Consider the following 23,473-nt stretch of genomic DNA (forward strand, 5'->3'; position numbering starts at 1 on the left):
GGCCTCCTTCTGTTTGCCATTATGCTGCCACAGGCAAATTCGGGGTTCGATGCTGGCATTTCGTTCTTGCGTAACGCCTCGCAAAGTGAATTAAGGACATCATCACCCCGTTTTAGGGATTGTGATAAAATGCCCGCTCTCTGGTGAAACCCAACAGGAAAGAATCATGATGAGCCTGGCCGGTAAAAAAATCGTTCTTGGCGTCAGCGGCGGTATTGCTGCCTATAAAACGCCAGACCTGGTGCGCCGTTTGCGCGAGCGCGGGGCCGACGTACGGGTCGCGATCACCGAAGGCGGCAAAGCCTTTATCACCCCACTGAGCCTGCAAGCCGTCTCGGGATACCCGGTATCCGACAGCCTTCTCGACCCGGCGGCCGAAGCCGCAATGGGCCATATTGAGCTGGGGAAATGGGCCGATCTGGTTATCCTTGCCCCCGCCACGGCAGATTTAATTGCCCGCCTGGCAGCCGGTATGGCGAACGATCTGGTAACGACCATTTGCCTCGCCACGCCTGCGCCCGTCGCGGTTGTGCCCGCAATGAACCAGCAGATGTACCGCAACGCCGCTACCCAGCACAATCTGGACACGCTGGCCTCGCGCGGCCTGCTGATTTGGGGACCGGACAGCGGCAGCCAGGCCTGCGGCGACGTGGGGCCAGGGCGTATGCTCGACCCATTAACGATTGTTGATATGGCCGCCACCCATTTCTCGCCTGTCAACGATCTGCAACATCTCAACATCATGATTACCGCGGGCCCCACGCGCGAGCCGCTGGATCCGGTGCGTTACATCACCAACCACAGCTCCGGCAAAATGGGCTTTGCGATTGCTGCCGCGGCAGCCAAACGCGGCGCGAACGTCACGCTGGTGAGCGGCCCGGTGTCGCTTACCACCCCTGCGTTTGTGCAGCGTATTGATGTGACGACCGCGCTGGAAATGAACGCCGCCGTACAGGCACATGCTCAACAGCAGCATATTTTTATCGGCTGTGCGGCCGTCGCTGATTACCGCGCCGAAACTATTGCTGACGCCAAAATTAAAAAGCAAGGCGATGAATTAACAATAAAAATGGTGAAGAACCCGGATATCGTTGCCGGTGTCGCCGCACTGAAAACTCATCGTCCTTACGTTGTTGGGTTTGCCGCAGAAACGAATAATGTGGAAGAATATGCCCGGCAAAAACGTACCCGCAAAAACCTCGATTTAATTTGCGCGAACGACGTATCGCTGTCCACGCAAGGATTTAACAGCGACAGCAACGCATTGCACCTTTTCTGGCAGGATGGAGATAAAGTCTTACCGCTTGAGCGCAAAGAACTCCTGGGCCAACACTTACTGGACGAGATCGTTACCCGTTATGATGAAAAAAATCGACGTTAAGATTCTGGACCCGCGCGTTGGCGAGCAATTTCCGCTGCCAACGTATGCCACCTCCGGCTCTGCCGGTCTTGACCTGCGCGCCTGTCTCGATGACGCCGTAGAACTGGCGCCGGGTGCAACGACCCTGATCCCGACCGGGCTGGCGATTCACATTGCTGACCCGTCACTGGCAGCGGTGATCCTGCCGCGCTCTGGCCTGGGCCATAAGCATGGCGTCGTGCTGGGTAACCTGGTCGGCCTGATCGACTCTGACTATCAGGGTCAGCTGATGGTATCCGTATGGAACCGTGGCCAGGACAGCTTCACCATTGAGCCGGGCGAGCGTATCGCGCAGATGGTGTTTGTACCGGTGGTGCAGGCAGAATTTAACCTGGTGGCAGACTTCGACGCTACCGACCGTGGCGAAGGCGGCTTCGGCCATTCCGGGCGCAAATAACCGCCCGACAAACACGCATCTCACAGCGCCATAATGCAATAACAAACCGCAAACGTCAGTTTGCGGGTCGCTGTGTGGTTGCCAGCCTGACAAGTGCTTATTTTCAGGGGTATTTTGTAACATGGCAGAAAAACAAACCGCGAAAAGGAATCGTCGCGAAGAAATACTTCAATCTCTGGCTCTGATGCTTGAATCCAGCGACGGCAGTCAACGCATCACCACCGCAAAACTGGCGGCCTCTGTGGGCGTGTCAGAGGCGGCGCTGTATCGTCATTTCCCGAGCAAAACCCGGATGTTTGACAGCCTGATCGAGTTTATCGAAGACAGCCTGATCACGCGCATCAACCTGATTCTGAAGGATGAAAAAGACACCAGCACGCGTCTGCGTCTGATTGTGCTGCTGATTCTGGGCTTTGGTGAACGTAACCCGGGTCTGACCCGTATTCTGACCGGCCACGCGCTGATGTTTGAACAGGATCGTCTGCAAGGCCGTATAAACCAGCTTTTTGAGCGTATCGAAGCCCAGCTGCGTCAGGTTCTGCGCGAGAAGAAAATGCGGGAAGGCGAGGGATATAATACGGATGAGACCCTGCTGGCAAGCCAGATCCTGGCATTTTGCGAAGGGATGCTCTCCCGGTTTGTGCGCAGCGAGTTTAAATATCGACCAACGGACGATTTTGACGCCCGCTGGCCGTTAGTGGCTGCTCAGTTACAGTAACGCCATCGCCGGATGGCGGCTTCGCCTTATCCGGCCTACGAACGGGTAGGCCCGGTAAGCGCAGCGCCACCGGGCAATTGAATTATACGCCAAACTCTTCGCGGTATTGACGCACCGCCGCCAGATGATCAGCCATCTCAGGCTTCTCTTCCAGATACGCAATCAGATCTTTCAGGGTGATAATCGACGTCACTTTGCAGTTGTAGTCGCGCTCCACTTCCTGAATAGCAGAGATGTCGCCGCGCCCACGCTCCTGACGATCGAGCGAAATCAGCACGCCCGCAAGGGTTGCACCGTTAGCCTGGATTATCTCCATCGATTCACGGATCGCGGTACCTGCGGTGATCACGTCATCCACCAGCATCACGCGGCCCTGCAACGCGCTGCCTACCAGATTGCCGCCTTCACCGTGGGTTTTGGCCTCTTTACGGTTAAAGCAGTACGGTACGTCGCGGTCATGGTGCTCCGCCAGCGCCACCGCCGTGGTGGTTGCGATTGGAATGCCTTTGTACGCGGGGCCAAACAGCAGGTCGAAATCAATCCCGGAATCCACCAGCGCTTCGGCATAGAAGCGGCCTAACAGTGCCAGGTCGCGCCCGGTATTAAACAGCCCGGCGTTGAAGAAATACGGGCTTTTACGCCCGGATTTCAGCGTGAACTCGCCAAACTTAAGTACCTGCTTGTTAAGCGCAAACTCAATAAACTGGCGCTGATACGATTTCATGGATTTGCTCCTTTGTCTTTTCAGTCTTACAGGCAAAAAAAAGGCGACTCATTGGTCGCCTTAAAATCAATTTTCTAACGCCGCTTTCTGCGTCGCTACAATAGATTCGATTCCCCCTCGGGCCAACGCCAGCAAGGTGAGCAGTTCTTCGTGGGTGAATGGCTCGCCTTCTGCCGTACCCTGCACTTCAATGATGCGACCATCTTCGGTCATCACCACGTTCATGTCGGTTTCTGCGGCAGAATCTTCAACGTATTCCAGATCGCAAAGCGCTTCGCCGTTAACGATACCAACGGAGACAGCAGCAACCATCCCTTTCATTGGGTTGGTTTTCAGCTTACCGGCGGCAACCAGCTTGTTCAGGGCGTCTGCCAGCGCCACACAGGCACCGGTAATAGAGGCCGTACGCGTGCCACCATCGGCCTGGATCACGTCGCAGTCCAGCGTGATGGTGAACTCACCCAACGTTTTCAGGTCAACCGCGGCGCGGAGCGCACGCGCGATCAGGCGCTGAATCTCCATAGTACGGCCGCCCTGCTTACCTTTTGCCGCTTCACGGGCATTACGGGTATGGGTTGCGCGCGGCAACATACCGTATTCGGCGGTGATCCACCCCTGGCCCTGACCTTTCAGGAAGCGAGGCACGCCCTCTTCAATGGACGCGGTGCAAAGCACCTTGGTGTCACCAAACTCAACCAGCACGGAGCCTTCAGCGTGTTTTGTATAGTTACGGGTCAGGGTGACGGGACGCACCTGGTTGGCGCTACGACCTGCTGGACGCATGATGGATTCTCCGGCTTGAAACGAATGTGGCTGCGCATTATACGGATAAAGGACGCTTATTCCTATCCTGAGAAGCCCCTGAAAGCTATAATCCCCCCATCTCTCCTTTAAAAACGGGAATGTCTATGATCCGCAGTATGACCGCCTACGCCCGGCGTGAAATCAAGGGTAGCTGGGGTAGCGCTACCTGGGAAATGCGCTCGGTAAACCAGCGCTATCTGGAAACGTATTTCCGTATGCCGGAACAGTTCCGCAGCCTGGAGCCTGTGGTGCGTGAGCGTATCCGTACGCGTCTGACCCGCGGGAAAGTGGAATGTAACCTACGTTTTGAGCCCGATGCCAGTGCACAGGGCGAACTGATCCTGAACGAAAAGTTGGCAAAACAGCTGGTTAATGCGGCGAACTGGGTCAAAATGCAAAGCGATGAAGGCGAGATCAACCCGGTTGATATTCTGCGCTGGCCTGGCGTGATGGCCGCCGGAGAGCAGGATCTGGACGCGATTACCGCTGAGATCCTGGCTGCACTCGACGGCACGCTGGACGACTTTATCGTTGCCCGCGAAACCGAAGGCCAGGCGCTGAAAGCGATGATTGAGCAACGCCTTGAGGGCGTGAGCGCCGAAGTCGCTAAAGTGCGCGCTCATATGCCAGAAGTGCTGCAATGGCAGCGTGAGCGTCTTGTCGCCAAACTGGAAGAGGCGGAAGTCCAGCTGGAAAACAACCGTCTGGAACAAGAGCTGGTGCTGATGGCGCAGCGTGTGGACGTGGCTGAAGAGCTGGATCGTCTGGAAGCGCACGTTAAAGAGACCTACAACATTCTGAAGAAGAAAGAAGCGGTAGGCCGCCGTCTCGACTTTATGATGCAGGAGTTCAATCGCGAGTCGAACACGCTGGCGTCTAAGTCTATCAATGCAGAGGTAACCAATTCAGCGATTGAACTGAAGGTCCTGATTGAGCAGATGCGCGAGCAGATCCAGAATATCGAGTAATTCCTTTCAGGGTGGTATTGCCTCGCATACCACCCATTACTTTTTCTAATCCTTTCTTAGCCCTACTTCCTTTCTATCCCGCCTTATATCAAGCCTGCCTGGCATGCGTTGATAATTTTCTGTAGGGCAAACCCCCTCACCTTAGAAAATCTCAATCGTGATCTTCCGCACAAATCGCTAATCTCCTTCTCTTCATTCCGGAGGGTTTATGCTGCTTCACATTCTTTATCTTATTGGCATTACCGCAGAAGCCATGACCGGCGCGCTCGCTGCCGGACGTCGCCGTATGGACACCTTCGGCGTGATTATCATTGCCACAGCCACCGCGCTCGGCGGCGGGTCCGTACGCGATATCCTGCTTGGCCATTATCCGCTCGGCTGGGTAAAAAACCCTGAGTACGTCATTATCGTGGCAACGGCAGCCGTGCTAACCACGATTGTGGCCCCGGTGATGCCTCATCTGCGCCGCGTGTTCCTGGTGCTGGATGCGCTTGGGCTGATTGTTTTTTCCATCATTGGCGCACAAATCGCTCTCGATATGGGTGAAGGCCCGGTTATCGCCACCATTGCTGCCGTGATCACGGGCGTGTTTGGCGGGGTGCTGCGGGATATGTTCTGCAAACGTATCCCGCTGGTTTTCCAGAAGGAACTGTATGCCGGCATCTCCTTTGCTGCGGCAGTGCTTTACGTCGCCTTGCAGCACTATGTCACCAGCCACGATGTGGTGGTTATCTCCACCCTGCTGTTTGGTTTCACCGCGCGTATGCTGGCATTGCGCCTGAAGCTGGGCCTGCCCGTTTTTCATTACAAACACAATGCGCATTAATGTCAGAACGGGCAGGCGCCGGATAATCAGTTACTCGAATAGTTGTAACCGTAGTGATGGTAGCCGTAGCCGTAAGCGTTGCTTGCCCGCTTAACGACGCCGTTGAGAATCACTCCTTTGGTATTGACGCCACTCTGCTCCAGACGCTGTACACAGACCAGCATCTCCTTCACGCTGTTCATCCCGAAGCGGGCGACCAGCAGCGTGGTGCCTGCGCGACGGCCGACAACCGCCGCGTCGGTGACCGCCAGGATCGGTGGCGTATCGATAATCACCAGATCGTAGCGTTCATTCGCCCAGTCCAGCAGCTGCTGGAAACGCGTATGCATCAGAAGCTCCGCCGGATTAGGAGGGATCTGCCCGCGCACGATGGTATCGAACCCGCCTTTATCGAAGGTCTGAACGCCCTGGGTATACTCCGCCTTACCGGACAACATCTCCGACAAGCCGCAGGTATTGTCGAGCTTAAACAGATCATGGGCATACCCGCGACGCATATCCGCATCAATATAGAGCACTTTCTGGCCCGCCTGCGCCACGACGGCCGCCAGGGTACTGCTGACAAAGGTTTTACCGCTGTCAGGCGTGGCGCCAGAGATCATCAGTATATTGTTCGCTGACTCCATCATCGCGAAATGCAGGCTGGTGCGCAGGCCGCGAATCGCCTCCACGGAGAGATCGACCGGATTATCCGCCGCCAGGAAGGGGATATGTTTGGTCTTATGGCGCAGCCCTGGGGACATAAAGTCTTTTTTACGCAAACGCATCTTTTTAGCCAGCCATTCTGACAGCGGTACGGTGGCATAGACGTTAATCCCGTGCTCCTCCAGCTGCTCCGGCGTTTCAATGCCCATACGCAGCATACTGCGCGCCAGGATCCAGCCCGCAGAGACGAACAGACCCAGGAGAACCCCCAGAACGACGACCAGCGCTTTTTTCGGCTTGACTGGCTGCGGCCGGGTCACGGCCGGATCGATAATGCGGACGTTACCAATTGCGCTCGACCGGGCGATGCTCAGCTCCTGTTCGCGGTTAAGCAGCTGCTGGTAGATAACGCGTCCCGACTCCACATCACGGCTCAGGCGCAAGACCTCCTGCTGGGTTGACGGCATGGACGATACCCGTTTATTCAGGCGGTTTTTTTCCTGCTCCAGCGTCTGGCGTTTCTCAATCAGCGCCCGGTAGGTGGGGTGATCTTTTTTGTAGAGCTGCGAAATTTCCGCTTCCCGGAAGGTCAGTTCATTGAGCTGATTGTCCGCATTTACAATCTGCTCCAGCACCGCTTTTGCCTCCAGGTTCAGGTCAACGGAGTCGTTTTGCTGGCGATAGCGGTTGAGCTTCTCCTCGGCCTGGTCCAGCTCGCTGCGTACCTGCGGAAGCTGCTGCTTCAAAAATTGCAGGCTTTTCGCATCCTGCGCCGCCTGGCGAGCCACGTTCTGTTGTAAATAGTTGTCGGCGATGCAGTTAAGCACGCGAGCCATCTCATCGGGATCTTCTCCCATGATGGTCAGGCCAAGCATCCCGCTGTCCTTGCTGCGCTCGCTCACGGAAAAACGCAGCTGTAGCGCGTCAATGGCCTCCAGCTCACTCTGCTGTGTAATCGTAAATTGCGTACCCGGCTTCGCCTGGATATCGGCAATGGTAATGGCGATATTCGCCGCGCTCAGGGGTTGTCCCACAACGCCCTGTAACGTCACATTATCGCCTTCCAGCTGATAGTGGCCCTTCTCGCCGACGGTCAGCGTCAGCTTTTGCGCCCGGCCCGCGACAGGGGGAAGATTGAGCATACGGATATCGACGATGCCAGGCTGTTGGCCGGTGAGCCGCGCCCAGCCGCGTCCGACAAGGGGAAAATAGTTTTCACTTACCTGCGTGCGCAGGTTCAGGTCATCAATCGTTTTACCGAGGATCATGCGCGACTGGAGAAGCTGAAGCTCCGGTGCCGACTCCGGCGAGGAGTCAGGGATGAACTCGCTAAGGTTACTGAGTAGCGCGTTGCCCTGCTTCTGTTCCACCTGTATCAGCGCATCGGCCTGATAAACCGGTGTGGCAAAGAGCGCATAAAGCAGGGCCACCAGCGTGAACAGCGCGGTAAGGATGAGAATGAATTTTCGGTGGTCGAGCAGCTCACCCAACAGGCGCACAAGATCGATCTCGTTATTCGCGGCAGACGCATCATGGGCGTGAAGGTTATTTGTTGACATAAAACGTAACTATCCCGTGTGATTAACTGAGCCGTTTCGCCCATTCCAGACTGGCCTGCTCCAGCAGCCCATAAACATATTCAAATGCGTCCCGGTTTTTACGGTAGGGGTCCGGGATCTCTTTTCTGCCCGTCCAGTGACCAAAGAGCATCATTTTGCCGCGCGCCTCCGGTGCGATAGCCGTGACCTGCTCGATATGTTCCAGCTCCATCGCCAGAATCAGATCGTAGTCGCGCACCATGGCGGGGGTGAGCCTGCGCGCCACGTGGCCCTCAAGCAGGGTGCCGCGTTCGGCGGCGATCTCTGTCGCCTGTGAATCGGCGGTGCGCCCTTCCAGGCCACACGTTCCCGCTGAATCGACCCGGGCAGCGGGAAGCAGCCGGCGCAGCAGCCGTTCCCCAATGGGAGAGCGGCAGATATTGCCGGTACAGATCACCAGGATGGCGTTAAACGTTAGTTTGGCCATGTTCTGATATATCTCCCTGTTTCAGTCAGGTCATGTACGCCGGTAATGGTCGGCACAAGCTGAGAGATCACGCGGTTCCAGCGCACCAGCGGCGCGGTGGTGACATAGACGATGTCGTAAGGCTCAAGCTGAAATTCGGTGCTCAACACCATCGCGGTGGCATCCCGGGCGTTAAGCTGGTAGACGTTGGCGATTTTGCCGTTCTGCTTGCCCTGCAACGGACGAATCACAAAGATTCCGGTGGCGTCGGCCATATCCTGATTCACGCCCTGTGCATTACCCAGCGCTTCCGCCAGCGTCATGCCGCTACGGTCCATCTTCAGGGTGCTCTGTTTACCCACCTCGCCCATGACAAACACTTTCAGGTCGTCATTACGGGGAATGAAGAGGATATCGCCCGGATAGAGGAGTTTGTTCTGGGTGAGATCGCCGCGCTGCATCAGCGCGTAGAGCGAAATGTGCGTGTCCTGGCCGTTGTGGGTCAGCACCACATGGCGCCAGTCCGCCTCAGATGTCAGGCCGCCAGCCGCATTGATCGCATCCATTATCGTCAGCGGAATGTTGGTGATGGGCTGCTGGCCCGACTTAGCCACTTCGCCCGTCACGTAGGCTTTTTGCGAGCGGAATGCCGCGACGCTGACATCCACCTGCGGGCTCTCAATCACCGAGTCCAGCCGGGCGGCGATCTCATCGCGCACCTGGGCCAGCGTTTTGCCGACGACGCGGATTTTGCCGATATAGGGGTAGAAGATCGTGCCATCGGCATTCACCCAGTTGCCCGTATCGCTGGCGCTGCGGTACTGACCTGCGGGGGTGGTCAGCTCCGGGTGGTCCCAGACGGTAACCATCAGCACGTCGCCGACGCCGATGCAATATTGGTAGTTCTGAAGCTGGCGATCCAGTTCAGGATTCGCGCGGGAGTCGACTTTGCCAGGCAGCAACTGCTCCACCAGCCCCGGCGTGAGAGGATAGACGTTGACCATCTTATTCAGATCGTAATTGCTGTCAGGCAGATCGATAATATCTTTGCCCTGGGTGCTAAGTCCCTGGCCCGGTACGATAGTACAACCGCTTAACGCCATCATAGCCAACGCCAGCACGGAAAATTTAACGTTTTTCATTCAGGAAAATCATCTGGTTAAGTAATGCCTGTTTCATCCGGTACTACTGCCCTACCGGGGTTTCGCGTTCTGACGTCATGTCATAGAGCTGATATTTACGGCCTAACATCTGGCCGCCATCACGCGTGAGAGGCGTCCACGAGACCACCGCCCGGTTGCGATTTGGGCCGATCGTCATCAGATCAAGCGGGATCGAGATGTAGAAGCCTTTGCTAAAGCCACCTTCGCCATAATCCTCTTTCGAGACGTTGGTCAGCGCCGCCCAGACGCCTACCGTCACGCCGCTGTCGAATCGCTTCGCGACGTCGAGGGTGGCGCCTTTATCCTTCGCCAGGTACTGCCCGACGCTCAGCTTCATTAGCACACTGTTGAGCTTCGCCGGGTTCCAGTAGGCGGTGATAAATCCGGTTGGCACGCTGTAGTCGGTGAAGCGCATCATGTCGTCCCAGTCGCGCTGCTTGACGTAATTCGCATCCACGCCCAGCGCCCAGTCGCTATCCAGCGGGCGCCAGAGCGCCTCTGCTCCCACGCCGCCGTACATGGTTTCGAGGTAGCCGCCATAAATCTGGGCATAGAAGCCGTTCCCCAGCGCATCGACATAGTTGGCTTGTAAGTTGTTGATGTAGACGTCATTGCTGACATAATCGCGAATATGGGTTCTGACGCGCGGCAGGCTGGAGTCAGCGGGAAGTAGCGAGGATTTGAACTTGTCGTAGTTGTTATAGAGGTTGGCGAACACGCCGCCGTCGAGCAGCAGACGATCGGTCAGCCAGTAGCTGGCGCTGGCCATCACCCCCACCTGGAACATATAGAAATCTTCCGGACCGCCCAGCGACTGCGCCAGCGTCGGTTTAACGCTGTAGCTGAAGCGATCGGCGCGAATACGGTAGCCACGCCCGAATGCTGTGGTATCCACAGGCTCGACGCGCTGCTGCCTGAGCGCCTCCTCCTGGCCGAGCGGCTGCCCCGCCAACTGTTTGCGCAGGCTGGCGACATCGGTTTGCGTCGTGACCAGCGGCAGATGATCACGCTGCTGGGTGATAGCGATCGTGTCGACCCCGTCGGGCAGGTTATTGATCAGAATACGGTTGGCACGATCCACCGCTTCGCGCGGATCGCGATAGCGATACTGTTCGCCGGTCATGTATAAGGTATTGCCGTGCTGAAGGATCTCCGGCGCATCGAAGCCTGCGTTGTACTTAAGCGCGGTGAGCTGGTTCGCCGCAGAGGTATAGTCCAGCGTCTCGCCTGCCGGTGCCGGTTGCCAGGCCGGTTTCGGGTTATCACGCAGCGCGGGGCGCAGGTCGTTAAAGTTGGTCCGCAGGGTGAAGCCAAACATCAGCGTATTGCCGCGCTCGTAGCTGAGGTTGAGATCGGCCCAGTCGGCAACGCGATAGACCGCCCCCACGTTAATATGGCTCGACTGCTTAATGGAGCCGGCAAAATCATCGGCATAATTGTTGCCGTCATACTCAAGCTTCAGGCGCAGGGGCTGCCAGGGCGTCTGATACTGGAGGCCGCCAAACAGAGACGCCGGACCACGAAACATATCGCTAAAGCTGATATCTCCGGCATCATGCGACTCGCCGCGGGTGCAATACTTATTGTTGTCATGGCAAAGCGGGTTACCCACGTTGTCGCTATTACCGGGATATCCCCAGGCTATTCCAAAGGTAAAATCGACCGGTCCGGCCATTTTACTGGCAACCAGATATTCACCATCGAACAGGCCGGTGCCTGCAATATCACGCTTGCCGAGCGCCACCTGCGGCAGGCTATAGTCCTCTTCCCACAGACGAACTTTAAAGTCGAACGACTTATCCTTGTAGCTTTGATCGCCGCTGAAATCCTCGTCGCTGCTGTATTTACGGGTGCGGACGTCGGTATAGCGAATTGTCCCTTCCAGCCACGGGAAGAGCACGACCGAAGAGGAGTAAAAACGGTACTGGTTGTTATCGCGGTAGTTGACGCTGAATTCCCCTTCCCGGCCAAAGCGCGCGTCGGGCATTTGCATCAGGCCGGTGCCGCCAAAATCGGACTGTGACGGTCCGGTCGGATCGGGCCAGGTACGCAGCTCCGCGTGGCAGGCAGAAGAGATCGCCAGAGCAAGGCCGCTCAGTAAAAAAAGTTTGTTCATCAGTCAGGTATCCGCCGCGTCAGGAGCGCAACGATTTGCTCATTCAGACCGGTAAAATCGTCCGGTACCGCCCGGGGATCAAACCCCACCCACAGAACAGCGCCCGGCTCTGCTTCAATATGGCGTGCGTTCCAGTACCCCACCGGCGCAACAACCGTACTGCCGTCAGGATCGATAACGGTCACGTTATTCCTGTCGGCGCCGGCCAGCCGCAACTGCCCCTGTAAGTAGTCCCGGATGCTTGCGCCCGGTCGCCAGGCCCGTTTCCCCGGCGTGACGACCGCCCCCATCAGCGTGACGGTACGGGGCGCAGGAGAGAGCCACAGATCGTAACGGCCCTCAAGGGAGCGATCGCCGCGGGCGTCGGTACGCACGGCATCTGGGTCGAGGCTGACAAACTGCCGCCCGACGATCCGCAGGGAGCGGATCTGTGCAGCGACAGCGCGAATGGTCGCGATCCGCTCGTCATCGGCGCGATTCTGCCAGGCTGAAAGCGACGCCAGCACCTGCTGTTGCGTCTGTTGCGCGCGCAGCGTGGCGGAAGGGGTTGCGATGACAGCCCCCTGCCACCAGACGTTGTTCAGCTGCGGCTGGGTGACCAGCCGGGAGAGCGTATCAGCCGGTTCAGCAGACCACGTTTTGCCCGGCTGATGCACGGTAACGACGCTTGCGCATAGGGCGGACAGGCTGAAGAGAGATAGCCCTACGCCAGGTAACCATTTTCTGAGTCTGTTCATGGGGCGGGCTTCAACATCGTCATGGCGACAGGGAATACGCCCGCGCCGAGCATCTGTTTGCTCTGGCGTACCTGGCCGGTAGCGGAATCAATCCAGAAGGTGTTATGCCAGCGACGATCGAGGCCGTCGGCCTGCACCGCCTCCTGCCAGACCTGACAACGTAGCGTGTTTCCGGCAAGGGTCAGGTTTTCCGTCCCGCTCAGGGAGAAGCGCGAGGTCAGGTGTGCGGAGCGATACCGCCCCTTTTCCTGCCAGCGCACATCACGCGACCACTGGCTGCCGTCGCGGAGCTGCGGCGTGTGGCGCAGCGGATCGTGCTCAAGATTGGTTACCTCAAGCAGGTTATAAGGAAGCTTGAGCGTGTGGATAAGGCGACCGTTATGCGTGACGATCATCGCATTATCCTGCGATAACCATTTACTGTTTCCCTGTTCGATGTATCCGAGAACCACCAGGATCCTCGGGCCATTATCCAGTCGCAGGTACATGGTTGAGTATGGGAGCGCCTGAATCTGCCCGTCCGTTACCGTCACATCCTGGCGCCCGTCCAGACTGGCGTTAAAGGTCTCAATAATGCTCTGCTGGCTCGGCGTACACCCCTGGATCAGCAGAGTCATGATGAGCAGAATAAACAGTCTCACCAGAAATCCTTGATTAAATAACATTGAAATCAATTAAATACCCGGCTTTGATATCGACGCCGGGTCAAGTCGTTGCGCTGTTCAGCGCAAGGTTATATCGCCTTGCGCACCAGCCTTAGCGGGTAACTGTCGTCGTGGAAGTACCATTGCTTGAGTCATCGCCACTGTCGCTTGCCGCGACAACGGCTAACGTCGCTACGCCGGCAATCGCAGCGGTGGTGACAACAGCGGTTGTCCCAATCGCCCCTGCCGCCAGTCCCCCCGTAGTGCCAGCGGTAGTTCCCACCGTTGCTCCGGTTGTTGTTCCGGTTGTTGCTGCGCTGGTGCTACCTGCTTCGGTGGTAGCGCCTATAGCAGGCAAGGCAGTCGCCAGCGTGAGTGCCGTCAGCACTGTACAAAGCGTCCTTTTCATTTTTGGTCCTCATTCAAATGAAGGAAAATATGAGCACCTGGAAACCAGGTCCCGGTTAACGGGCATAAAGCCCGGGGCTGAATTCCGGCCCGACAGGGACGGAAAATCATCCATGTAAAAGCCCTGGGCTCTGAACACCAGCGCATATAAACCGCCAGGATATATTTCGGTACCCTTAATTGCTTCAATTGGAGTTCAGATAGTTAACTCCCTCACGGGGTGCAAAAAGAAAGGAAAACGCAGAAGTGATGCAAAATGCACCCCAGCGGTAACTACCTTAAAAATTTTGGATAAGATAATTCTTATAATAATTTGACGCAATGATTTCCGGCAGAATAAATATGACCAATTGTTAACCAGAAAAAACTCAATATATTATTAATTAAACATTTAACCAACTGAAATTAAAAGCAAAACCACGTCAAGCACACAGACTACATCACCTATAACGCCTTCATTACCGGCTAGTGTTCTCGATTAATAATGATTGAGATCAATTAAACCAACCTCTCGAGAAAAATAAAAACACAAGCAGAGTAAACCCTGAAATCAGGATCGGGAATAATATTTCCTCAAAATATATTTATCATGAATAATTCATTTGTATTCATAATTATTGCGTATATAAACCGCGTCTCATAAATACGCTATTTCACGGCAGCGAAAATGTTTTCCTCCCTCGCCAGTCTGTTCAGGAGCGCACGCAGATTAAAATCCACCGATGTGCTCTGCGGCCAGCCACTTTGCCAGGGCATCAATCTGAGGCTGATGCAGCCAGTTTACGATCTGGCGGGCTTTCTCCTGCCCGACACCCGGTAGCATCCGCCACTCCGCTTCGCTTCGCTGAATCAGCGCCTGCCAGGTGCGATCCCCTGCCGCCTTGATCGTCGACCGGGCCAGTGGTATTCCCATCGCGGTGATCCAGCGGATAAAAGGACGCTCCCGCGCCAGGTTAAACTGATGCCACAGCGCAGCGCCATGCGATGCCGATATCCCCGGCGTCGCGGTGAGCTGCGCCTGCGTGAGCTGTAGCCAGGAGAAGAGGTGCTCAAACCGATGCCCCTGATAGAGGGTCCGCCATCCTGATTCGCCCATACCTTCGATATCTAACGCCTGCCTGGAACTTAGCCACGTCAGCCGGGCAAAAAATTGCTCCATGCACTCCGGGGAGGCATAGAAACAGGTTAAGCCGTTATAGCGCGATGAGGGCGGCTGTGGTTTACGGCGATCCACATTGCGCCACACCACGTTATCCAGCCGGGGAATACCTTGTCCCGCCAGGCTTACCAGCACCTGATCGCCGGGGGCAATATCCAGCCTCTGCCAGCGGTTAACTGACCCTAAGCTGACGCGCTGTACGCGTTTATCGTCGAGCATCAGCGGCTCAAGCTGCGCAATCGCGGTGATCCGCCCGGTACGGCCAACGGTAAAGTGAATCGCTTTGACTTCCGTCACCTGGGCCACAGGAAGGTATTTCCATGCGACGACCCAACTTCCTTCCCCCGGCAGCCACTCCTCGCCCGGCGGCTCTGCCGAGGCGCGGACCACGATGCCATCCGTGGCGAAGGGCAACGAAGCCTTAAACCAGGCCGTCCGCTGCGCTTCCACGTCAGCCGCGTTTTTAACCGGCAGGGTATAGCGCGCCGTCAGGGTAAAACCAGCCTCCGCCAGCGCGGAAAGGCGTGCTTTCATCACTTTTGGGCCGTTCGGCCAGGCCCAGATAAAAATGCCTGTCTGCTTCAGCGCTGCGCGATCGGTCGCGCGCATCATCGCCCCCGCTACCTTCGCACGCGCGTTCATCCCCCCCATCCGCTGCTGGATATGCCCCTCGCGCAGCAGAAAAAGTTCCCCCTGCAACACGCTGTTGACAAGCGGCCCGGCCAGTGTTTGCGGAATAGCGGGGATCATTCGCGCCTGTGCCGTCCACTCTTCCCCCTGTAAGCCGTCGCCCCGGCTGATCGCCTGCGCCAGCTTGCCGTTTTTGTAGACCAGGGTGACCGCAACACCATCCACCTTTGGCTGTACCCAGAGATCCTGCTGCGTCGCCATCCAGCGGCTAAGCGCCTGCTTGCTTTCTACTTTATGCACGCCGGTATGGGCGAAGGGATGCTTCACCGTCCCGCTGGCGGCAGGGCGATCGTCGTGCAGCGGCTCATCGTGAAAACAGCGCTGCCACTGTTTTAAGCGGCCGTTAAGCCTGTCGTAAACGTCGTCGCTCACCTCGCTGCTGCCCTGCTTCCAGTAATCTTCATTCCAGCGGGTCAGCTGCGCCTTCAGGGCCGCGATCTCCTGCCCGGCTTTAGCCGGTGACCAGACCGGGCAGATAGCCATCGCCCCGCTGCTTAAGAAGATCATCAGTATGCTTATCCATTTCACCATTATTACCCCTCCCTGTTTTGCGAAGGGTATACCCTGCCCGGGAGCCGTAGACCAGCTGCAAAAATGCATTTTACGAGCGCGCTTCAGCGCATTGTTTTTGTTGCAGCAAAAGGAAGGTAAAAGCTGAAAACGGCACGCAAAATTTAATCATCCGGGGGAAAAAGTGTGACAAAGACTACGTCACACAGCGGCGACGTGTATAATAAGCCCGTATGTAGGACTTCTTCGTTAACACATACAAAAGACTCTCATGGCTCAAGGCACGCTTTATATTGTTTCTGCCCCTAGTGGCGCGGGTAAATCCAGCCTTATTCAGGCACTGTTAAAAACCCAACCGTTGTACGATACGCAGGTTTCTGTTTCTCACACCACGCGAGCACCGCGTCCGGGTGAAGTGCACGGTGAACATTATTTCTTTGTAAATCACGACGAATTCAGAGCGATGATTGGCAGAGACGCGTTTCTTGAACACGCAGAAGTATTCGGTAACTACTACGGTACTTCGCGTGAAACCATTGAGCAGGTTCTGGCGACCGGCGTGAACGTGTTCCTGGATATCGACTGGCAGGGCGCGCAGCAAATTCGTAAGAAAATGCCTGATTCGCGCAGTATCTTTATTTTACCGCCATCGAAAGATGAACTGGATCGCCGCCTGCGTGGTCGCGGCCAGGACAGCGAAGAAGTTATCGCGAAGCGTATGGCGCAGGCTGTTGCAGAAATGAGCCATTACGCGGAATATGATTACCTTATTGTGAATGATGATTTTGATGCCGCGCTGAGCGATCTCAAAACTATCCTTCGCGCAGAACGCCTGCGTATGAGCCGCCAGAAGCAGCGACATGACGCATTAATCACCAAACTGTTGGCAGACTGAACCCACTTTCAGTATCATGCCCAGTCATTTCTTCACCTGTGGAGCATTTTAAGTATGGCACGCGTAACTGTTCAGGACGCTGTAGAGAAAATTGGTAACCGTTTTGACCTGGTGCTGGTCGCCGCGCGTCGCGCTCGTCAGATGCAGGTAGGCGGTAAAGATCCGCTGGTACCGGAAGAAAACGATAAAACCACCGTTATTGCACTTCGCGAAATCGAAGAAGGTCTGATCAACAACCAGATCCTCGACGTGCGTGAGCGCCAGGAGCAGCAAGAGCAGGAAGCCGCTGAATTACAAGCTGTTACCGCTATTGCTGAAGGTCGTCGTTAATTAAACCTGCGGGTCGCCCTTGTATCTGTTTGAAAGCCTGAATCAACTGATTCAAACCTACCTGCCTGAAGACCAGATTAAGCGTCTTCAGCAGGCGTATCTCGTTGCACGTGACGCTCACGAGGGCCAGACACGTTCAAGCGGTGAACCCTATATCACGCACCCGGTAGCGGTGGCCTGTATTCTGGCCGAGATGAAACTCGACTACGAAACGCTGATGGCCGCCCTGCTGCATGACGTGATTGAAGATACCCCTGCCACCTACCAGGACATGGAACAGCTGTTTGGCAAAAGCGTTGCCGAGCTGGTGGAAGGGGTCTCTAAGCTTGATAAGCTGAAATTCCGCGACAAGAAAGAGGCGCAGGCCGAAAACTTTCGCAAGATGATCATGGCGATGGTGCAGGATATCCGCGTCATCCTCATCAAACTCGCTGACCGCACCCACAATATGCGCACGCTGGGCTCACTTCGCCCGGATAAACGTCGCCGCATCGCCCGTGAAACCCTCGAAATCTACAGTCCGCTGGCGCACCGTTTAGGTATTCATCACATTAAAACCGAGCTGGAAGAGCTGGGTTTTGAGGCGTTGTACCCGAACCGCTATCGCGTGATTAAAGAGGTGGTGAAAGCCGCTCGCGGTAACCGTAAAGAGATGATTCAAAAGATCCTCTCTGAAATCGAAGGGCGTTTGCAGGAAGCGGGCATTCCGTGCCGCGTGAGCGGTCGCGAAAAGCATTTGTACTCTATCTACTGCAAAATGGTGCTCAAAGAGCAGCGTTTTCACTCGATCATGGATATCTACGCATTCCGCGTGATCGTCCACGACTCGGACACCTGCTACCGCGTGCTGGGGCAGATGCATAGCCTGTACAAGCCACGCCCGGGGCGCGTCAAAGATTACATCGCCATTCCAAAAGCGAACGGATACCAGTCTTTGCACACCTCGATGATTGGCCCGCACGGCGTTCCGGTTGAGGTGCAAATTCGTACCGAAGACATGGATCAGATGGCGGAAATGGGTGTCGCGGCACACTGGGCCTATAAAGAGCACGGTGGTGAAAGCAGCACCACCGCGCAAATCCGCGCCCAGCGCTGGATGCAGAGCCTGCTGGAGCTGCAACAGAGCGCAGGTAGCTCGTTTGAATTTATCGAGAGCGTTAAATCCGATCTCTTCCCGGATGAGATTTACGTTTTCACGCCGGAAGGGCGCATTGTCGAACTGCCTGCGGGCGCGACACCGGTCGACTTCGCTTACGCCGTGCATACCGATATCGGCCATGCCTGCGTAGGTGCCCGCGTCGACAGGCAGCCTTATCCGCTGTCGCAGCCGCTCTTCAGCGGACAGACGGTGGAGATCATTACCGCGCCGGGGGCACGTCCTAACGCCGCTTGGCTGAACTTTGTCGTGAGCTCAAAAGCGCGCGCAAAAATCCGCCAGCTGCTGAAAAACCTTAAGCGCGACGACTCCGTTAGCCTGGGGCGTCGTCTGCTCAATCACGCGCTGGGTGGCAGCCGCAAACTGGCAGAGATCCCGCCAGAAAACATTCAGCATGAGCTGGAGCGTATGAAGCTCGCCTCGCTGGATGACCTGCTGGCAGAGATTGGTCTCGGCAACGCCATGAGCGTGGTCGTGGCGAAGAACCTGCAACAAGGTGAAACGACAGCCGTTCCTGCCACCACGCAAAATCATGGTCACCTGCCGATCAAAGGCGCTGACGGTGTGCTCATCACCTTCGCCAAATGCTGCCGTCCTATCCCAGGCGACCCGATTATTGCGCACGTCAGCCCGGGTAAAGGGCTGGTGATCCACCACGAATCCTGCCGTAACATCCGTGGCTATCAGAAAGAGCCTGAGAAGTTCATGGCGGTCGAGTGGGATAAAGAGACGGCGCAGGAATTTATCACTGAAATCAAGGTGGATATGTTCAACCACCAGGGTGCACTGGCGAACCTGACGGCAGCGATTAACACGGCCTCGTCCAACATTCAAAGCCTGAATACGGAAGAAAAAGATGGCCGCGTTTACAGCGCCTTTATTCGCCTGACCGCCCGTGACCGCGTGCATCTGGCAAATATTATGCGCAAGATCCGCGTGATGCCGGATGTCATTAAAGTCACCCGTAACCGAAACTAGCATTATGAATTCAAAACGTTACGAGCGAATCTGCGAAATGCTCGCCAGGCGTCAGCCTGATCTGACGGTCTGCATGGAGCAGGTCCATAAACCTCATAACGTCTCTGCTATCGTCCGCACCGCAGATGCCGTCGGCGTGCATGAAGTCCACGCCGTCTGGCCAGGCGCACGTATGCGTACCATGGCCTCCACCGCCGCAGGCAGCAACAGCTGGGTATCCGTGAAAACTCACCAGACTATTGGTGAAGCGGTCTCGCACCTGAAAGGGCGTGGCATGCAGGTTCTGGCAACCAACCTCTCTGCTAAAGCCGTGGATTTCCGTGAGATCGACTACACCCGTCCGACCTGTATTTTAATGGGCCAGGAGAAAACGGGGATCACGCAGGAAGCACTGGATTTGGCCGATCGGGACATCATCATTCCGATGATTGGCATGGTCCAGTCACTCAACGTGTCGGTCGCCTCAGCGCTGATCCTGTATGAAGCGCAGCGCCAGCGTCAGAATGCCGGAATGTACGAGCGCAGCAACAGCATGCTGCCGGAAGAGGAGCAGCAGCGCCTGCTGTTTGAAGGTGGCTATCCGGTGCTGGCTCGCGTTGCGAAGCAGAAGAAATTGCCTTACCCCCACGTCAACGCGCAGGGCGAAATTGAAGCCGATGCCGAGTGGTGGTCCACCATGCAGTACGCGGGATAAATCATGAAAGGCCGCCTGCTGGACGCTATACCGCTCAACAGCCTGACGGGCGTGGGCGCGGCACAAAGCAGTAAACTGGCGAAGATTGGCCTGCACACCGTGCAGGATCTCCTGCTCCACCTCCCCCTGCGTTACGAAGACCGTACTCAGCTTTATAAAATTGGCGATCTGCTGCCCGCTATTTACGCCACCGTTGAAGGGGAAGTGCTGAACTGCAACATCACCTTTGGCGGACGCAGGATGATGACCTGCCAGATCAGCGACGGCACCGGTATTCTTACCATGCGCTTTTTCAACTTCAATGCGGCAATGAAAAACAGCCTTGCCACTGGACGACGCGTACTTGCGTACGGTGAAGCCAAACGGGGCAAATACGGCGCGGAGATGATCCACCCGGAATACCGCGTGCAGGGCGATCTCAGCTCACCTGAGCTACAGGAGACGCTCACGCCGGTCTATCCAACCACTGAAGGCATTAAGCAGGCTACGCTGCGCAAGCTCACCGACCAGGCGCTGGAGCTGCTCGATACCTGCGCCATTAACGAGCTGCTGCCGCCGGAGCTGGCGCAGGGCATGATGAGCCTGCCAGAGGCGTTGCGCACCCTGCACCGCCCACCGCCAACGCTTCAGCTTGTTGATTTAGAGAGCGGTAAACACCCCGCCCAACGGCGTCTTATCCTTGAGGAATTACTGGCTCACAACCTGAGCATGCTGGCCCTGCGCGCAGGTGCGCAGCGTTTCCACGCGCAGCCATTAAGCCAGCGTGATGAGCTCAAAGATAAGCTGCTGGCCTCACTGCCGTTTAAACCCACCGGCGCCCAGGCGCGGGTGACCGCCGAGATCGAACGCGATATGGCGCTGGATGTGCCGATGATGCGCCTGGTGCAGGGCGATGTGGGTTCCGGTAAAACGCTGGTCGCCGCGCTGGCCGCTTTGCGCGCTATCGCCCACGGCAAGCAGGTGGCGCTGATGGCACCGACGGAACTGCTGGCCGAGCAGCACGCCAACAATTTCCGTAACTGGTTTGCCCCGCTGGGAATTGAAGTGGGCTGGCTGGCCGGGAAGCAGAAGGGCAAAGCGCGCCTTGCGCAGCAGGAGGCGATAGCCAGCGGGCAGGTGCAGATGATTGTCGGCACGCACGCCATTTTCCAGGAACAGGTGCAGTTTAACGGCCTGGCGCTGGTGATTATCGACGAACAGCACCGCTTTGGTGTTCATCAGCGTCTGGCGTTGTGGGAGAAAGGTCTGCAACAGGGCTTCCACCCGCATCAGCTGATCATGACCGCCACGCCGATTCCGCGCACCCTGGCGATGACGGCCTATGCCGATCTGGATACCTCCACCATCGACGAACTCCCCCCGGGTCGTACGCCGGTGACAACGGTCGCCATTCCGGACACGCGCCGCAGCGACATCATTGACCGCGTGCGCAACGCCTGCACCCACGAAGGACGTCAGGCTTACTGGGTCTGTACCCTGATTGAAGAGTCTGAGCTGCTGGAAGCGCAGGCTGCCGAAGCCACATGGGAAGAGTTAAAGCTCGCCCTGCCGGAGCTGAACGTCGGTCTGGTTCACGGGCGCATGAAGCCTGCCGAAAAGCAGGCGGTGATGCAGTCGTTCAAACAGGGTGAACTGCATTTACTCGTTGCGACCACGGTTATCGAAGTGGGCGTGGACGTGCCGAACTCCAGCCTGATGATTATTGAGAACCCGGAGCGCCTGGGCCTGGCGCAGCTCCACCAGCTACGAGGCCGCGTGGGCCGTGGCGCGATCGCCTCTCACTGCGTGCTGCTCTACAAAGCCCCGCTGTCGAAAACCGCGCAGATGCGTTTGCAGGTATTACGCGACAGCAATGACGGCTTCGTCATTGCGCAAAAAGATCTGGAGATCCGCGGCCCGGGTGAACTGCTGGGCACGCGTCAGACGGGTAACGCCGAATTTAAAGTGGCGGATTTGTTGCGCGATCAGGCCATGATCCCCGAAGTACAACGCCTTGCGCGTCATATTCATGAACGCTACCCCGAACAGGCGGCAGCGTTAATTGAACGCTGGATGCCGGAAACCGAGCGGTATTCCAACGCCTGACGATCAGCCAAACATCGGCAGCATCAGGTAGAGCTTAATGACCAGCGCGTTGACGATATCAATGAAGAATGCCCCCACCATCGGCACCACCAGAAACGCCATGTGCGACGGACCGAACCGTTCAGTGATCGCCTGCATGTTTGCGATGGCCGTTGGCGTTGCCCCCAGTCCAAACCCACAGTGGCCCGCTGCCAGTACCGCCGCATCATAGTTTTTGCCCATCATGCGCCAGGTAACAAAGATGGCATACAGCGCCATAAACACGGCCTGTACCGCCAGGATCGCCACCATCGGCAGCGCCAGCGAGGCCAGTTCCCACAGCTTGAGGCTCATCAGCGCCATCGCCAGGAACAGCGACAGGCTGACGTTCCCCAGCACGGACACTGCGCGCTCAAAGACGCGGTAGAAGCCCATCTGCGCCAGACCGTTGCTCAGGATCACCCCGATAAACAGCACGCAGACAAAGGTTGGCAGTTCGAAAGCCGTTCCCGCCAGCCATTGCGCAACGATTTTGCCCACGGTGAGGCAGATAGCAATCATGGCGATGGTTTCAATCATCACCAGCGAGGTGATACTACGGCCAACGTCCGGTTTTTCAAATGCGGTCGGCACCATTTCATCGTCTGGCCTGCCTTCCGGCGTGGTGGAGTGTTTCACCAGATAGCGCGCCACCGGGCCGCCAATCAGCCCGCCAAGCACCAGGCCAAAGGTCGCGCAGGCCATCGCCACTTCCGTTGCGTTTTCAAAGCCATAGCGTTCGATGAACAGCTTGCTCCACGCCGCGCCAGTTCCGTGGCCACCTGACAGGGTAATCGACCCCGCCAGCAGACCCATCAGCGGATCCAGCCCCAGCAATGACGCCATACCGATGCCGATGGCGTTTTGCATCAGAAGCAGGCCCACCACAACAATCAGAAACACGCCCAGCACCTTGCCACCCGAACGCAGGCTTGCGAGGTTAGCGTTCAGGCCGATAGTGGCAAAGAAGGCCAGCATCAACGGATCTTTCAGGGACATATCAAAATCGATTTCCCAGCCCATGCTTTTTTTCAGTATCAGCAGGGCCAGCGCCACCAGCAAACCACCGGCGACGGGTTCAGGAATGGTGTACTTTTTCAGAAAGGAAACACTGTGTACCAGCTTGCGACCAAGCAGAAGAACCAGCGTTGCGGCAACAAGGGTCGACAACGTATCGAGATGAATCATAAAAGGCTCCTGTTATGCGCGTATTCCATACACACGCGGCGTTATCCTGGGCCGGGTGATGCTCGTCATGAGCCGCCGGCGCGAAAAGTGTAATTTTTTTTTCCTGTTCGTTGTAGAAAAGCTGCTCACACCGGCAGATTTTCTCTCTTTTTTTTGCTGGCAATCGTTTGCTTTTACCAGGTGGTCAGCTAAAATG

The 23,473-nt window shown here is 56.6% G+C and carries 21 protein-coding genes; 10 read left to right on the forward strand and 11 right to left on the reverse strand.

Translation table 11 applies throughout. The features are described from left to right. The first annotated feature begins 169 nt into the window (after positions 1–169). From coaBC to slmA, 3 genes are all read left to right on the forward strand, one after another. Positions 170–1,381, forward strand: a complete 1,212-nt coding sequence (gene coaBC / locus AM329_RS17430) for a bifunctional phosphopantothenoylcysteine decarboxylase/phosphopantothenate--cysteine ligase CoaBC (protein ID WP_169803260.1) — start codon at positions 170–172, stop codon at positions 1,379–1,381. Then, entirely contained in the window at positions 1,359–1,817 is a 459-nt protein-coding gene (gene dut / locus AM329_RS17435; protein ID WP_015570042.1) for a dUTP diphosphatase, read from the forward strand. Before coaBC ends, dut begins: the two co-directional genes overlap by 23 nt. A 121-nt stretch (positions 1,818–1,938) precedes the next feature. Beyond that, positions 1,939–2,535: a nucleoid occlusion factor SlmA gene (gene slmA, locus AM329_RS17440; RefSeq protein ID WP_003860901.1), complete on the forward strand. Its 597-nt coding sequence runs from the start codon at positions 1,939–1,941 to the stop codon at positions 2,533–2,535. Between the two features lie 82 nt (positions 2,536–2,617). Here slmA and pyrE read toward each other — a convergent pair whose 3' ends face one another. Further along, positions 2,618–3,259: an orotate phosphoribosyltransferase gene (gene pyrE / locus AM329_RS17445; protein WP_003860903.1), complete on the reverse strand. Its 642-nt coding sequence runs from the start codon at positions 3,257–3,259 to the stop codon at positions 2,618–2,620. A 66-nt stretch (positions 3,260–3,325) separates the two neighbouring features. Then, positions 3,326–4,042, reverse strand: coding sequence for a ribonuclease PH (gene rph, locus AM329_RS17450; RefSeq protein WP_015570044.1), 717 nt, complete (start codon positions 4,040–4,042; stop codon positions 3,326–3,328). Between the two features lie 125 nt (positions 4,043–4,167). Between rph and AM329_RS17460 the strand changes: the two genes are divergently transcribed. Then, complete coding sequence (locus AM329_RS17460) at positions 4,168–5,031, forward strand: YicC/YloC family endoribonuclease (RefSeq protein ID WP_003860907.1); 864 nt, start codon at positions 4,168–4,170, stop codon at positions 5,029–5,031. A 208-nt stretch (positions 5,032–5,239) separates the two neighbouring features. After that, the gene (locus AM329_RS17465; protein ID WP_015570045.1) at positions 5,240–5,857 is read left to right on the forward strand and encodes a trimeric intracellular cation channel family protein; all 618 of its coding nucleotides are present in this window, start codon (positions 5,240–5,242) and stop codon (positions 5,855–5,857) included. Between the two features lie 26 nt (positions 5,858–5,883). Here AM329_RS17465 and etk read toward each other — a convergent pair whose 3' ends face one another. From etk to ligB, 8 genes are all read right to left on the reverse strand, one after another. Then, positions 5,884–8,061: a tyrosine-protein kinase gene (gene etk, locus AM329_RS17470; protein ID WP_032608195.1), complete on the reverse strand. Its 2,178-nt coding sequence runs from the start codon at positions 8,059–8,061 to the stop codon at positions 5,884–5,886. Positions 8,062–8,083: 22 nt separating this feature from the next. Continuing rightward, positions 8,084–8,527 (reverse strand): protein-tyrosine-phosphatase, encoded by a 444-nt coding sequence (locus tag AM329_RS17475; protein ID WP_015570047.1) that lies wholly within the window; start codon positions 8,525–8,527, stop codon positions 8,084–8,086. Beyond that, entirely contained in the window at positions 8,515–9,648 is a 1,134-nt protein-coding gene (locus AM329_RS17480) for a polysaccharide export protein (RefSeq protein WP_003860914.1), read from the reverse strand. The genes AM329_RS17475 and AM329_RS17480 overlap by 13 nt, the downstream gene beginning before the upstream one ends. A 43-nt stretch (positions 9,649–9,691) precedes the next feature. Further along, positions 9,692–11,785 carry a YjbH domain-containing protein gene (locus AM329_RS17485; RefSeq protein ID WP_072163320.1) on the reverse strand — a complete coding sequence of 698 codons (2,094 nt, stop codon included), beginning with the start codon at positions 11,783–11,785 and terminating at the stop codon, positions 9,692–9,694. Beyond that, entirely contained in the window at positions 11,785–12,522 is a 738-nt protein-coding gene (locus AM329_RS17490; RefSeq protein ID WP_032608192.1) for a capsule biosynthesis GfcC family protein, read from the reverse strand. The genes AM329_RS17485 and AM329_RS17490 overlap by 1 nt, the downstream gene beginning before the upstream one ends. Beyond that, on the reverse strand, positions 12,519–13,163 hold the full coding sequence (locus AM329_RS17495) for a YjbF family lipoprotein (protein WP_032608191.1): 645 nt from the start codon (positions 13,161–13,163) through the stop codon (positions 12,519–12,521). Before AM329_RS17495 ends, AM329_RS17490 begins: the two co-directional genes overlap by 4 nt. Before the next feature lie 115 nt (positions 13,164–13,278). Further along, complete coding sequence (locus AM329_RS17500) at positions 13,279–13,575, reverse strand: hypothetical protein (RefSeq protein ID WP_022650140.1); 297 nt, start codon at positions 13,573–13,575, stop codon at positions 13,279–13,281. A 708-nt stretch (positions 13,576–14,283) separates the two neighbouring features. After that, positions 14,284–15,954 (reverse strand): NAD-dependent DNA ligase LigB, encoded by a 1,671-nt coding sequence (gene ligB, locus AM329_RS17505; RefSeq protein ID WP_032608189.1) that lies wholly within the window; start codon positions 15,952–15,954, stop codon positions 14,284–14,286. Positions 15,955–16,204: 250 nt separating this feature from the next. Between ligB and gmk the strand changes: the two genes are divergently transcribed. From gmk to recG, 5 genes are read left to right on the forward strand one after another with little or no spacing between them, the layout of a single operon-like run. Beyond that, the gene (gene gmk, locus AM329_RS17510) at positions 16,205–16,828 is read left to right on the forward strand and encodes a guanylate kinase (protein WP_006177710.1); all 624 of its coding nucleotides are present in this window, start codon (positions 16,205–16,207) and stop codon (positions 16,826–16,828) included. A 54-nt stretch (positions 16,829–16,882) separates the two neighbouring features. Then, positions 16,883–17,158, forward strand: coding sequence for a DNA-directed RNA polymerase subunit omega (gene rpoZ, locus AM329_RS17515; protein WP_000135058.1), 276 nt, complete (start codon positions 16,883–16,885; stop codon positions 17,156–17,158). 19 nt (positions 17,159–17,177) lie between these two features. Then, positions 17,178–19,292, forward strand: a complete 2,115-nt coding sequence (gene spoT, locus AM329_RS17520) for a bifunctional GTP diphosphokinase/guanosine-3',5'-bis pyrophosphate 3'-pyrophosphohydrolase (RefSeq protein WP_003860921.1) — start codon at positions 17,178–17,180, stop codon at positions 19,290–19,292. 4 nt (positions 19,293–19,296) lie between these two features. Further along, entirely contained in the window at positions 19,297–19,986 is a 690-nt protein-coding gene (gene trmH, locus AM329_RS17525) for a tRNA (guanosine(18)-2'-O)-methyltransferase TrmH (RefSeq protein WP_003860922.1), read from the forward strand. A gap of 3 nt (positions 19,987–19,989) precedes the next feature. Next, positions 19,990–22,071, forward strand: coding sequence for an ATP-dependent DNA helicase RecG (recG, locus tag AM329_RS17530; protein WP_015570052.1), 2,082 nt, complete (start codon positions 19,990–19,992; stop codon positions 22,069–22,071). A 3-nt stretch (positions 22,072–22,074) separates the two neighbouring features. Here the strand turns inward: recG and gltS are convergent, their stop codons facing one another. After that, complete coding sequence (gltS, locus tag AM329_RS17535; RefSeq protein WP_023315156.1) at positions 22,075–23,277, reverse strand: sodium/glutamate symporter; 1,203 nt, start codon at positions 23,275–23,277, stop codon at positions 22,075–22,077. Positions 23,278–23,473 lie beyond the last annotated feature (196 nt).

It is taken from the genome of Enterobacter cloacae complex sp. AR_0002 (genome assembly GCF_001922365.1).
In the GTDB taxonomy this organism is placed as follows: domain Bacteria; phylum Pseudomonadota; class Gammaproteobacteria; order Enterobacterales; family Enterobacteriaceae; genus Enterobacter; species Enterobacter hormaechei_C.